This is a genomic window from Streptomyces rubellomurinus (assembly GCF_000961885.1).
GTDB lineage: Bacteria > Actinomycetota > Actinomycetes > Streptomycetales > Streptomycetaceae > Kitasatospora > Kitasatospora rubellomurina.
This window is the reverse complement of record NZ_JZKH01000344.1, coordinates 1-389: the sequence shown is the minus strand read 5'-3', so window position 1 is coordinate 389 and position 389 is coordinate 1. Positions and strand designations below refer to the sequence as shown.

At 73.3% G+C, this 389-nt stretch carries 1 protein-coding gene; it reads right to left on the bottom strand.

Annotated features, from left to right (window positions below; genetic code table 11):
- The coding region (locus VM95_RS43110; RefSeq protein WP_045706285.1) for a hypothetical protein at positions 1–389 on the bottom strand (389 nt) is incomplete at both ends.

Below are 389 nucleotides of genomic sequence, written 5' to 3'. Positions count from 1 at the left end.
GGTTGCCGGTGGTGGGGAGGGGCTTGGTGGCGGTGAGGGAGAGGTAGGCGGCGGTGAGGTTGCCGGTGGTGAACCAGCGGGTGAGGCCGTGCTGGTGGCCGGCGCGGATGTCGCCGAGGGCGTCGATGGCGGTGAGGAAGAGGTCGACGACGGCGAGTTCGTGGGGGGTGAGGGTCTTGGGGACGTCGAAGACGCCGAGGGCTTCGAGGAGTTCGCCGGTGTCGGCCTCGGAGTTCGGTCGGGGGTTGGCAAGCAGGGCGTCGTAGCAGTCGTCGAGGCGGCGGTCGGTTTCGGCGGCGGGGATGGCGAGGGCGGTGCAGACGGCGCGGGCGGAGCGCAGGGGTTCGCGGGTGCGGCGGGCGAGGGTGGCGTAGGCCTGGGCGGGGGTG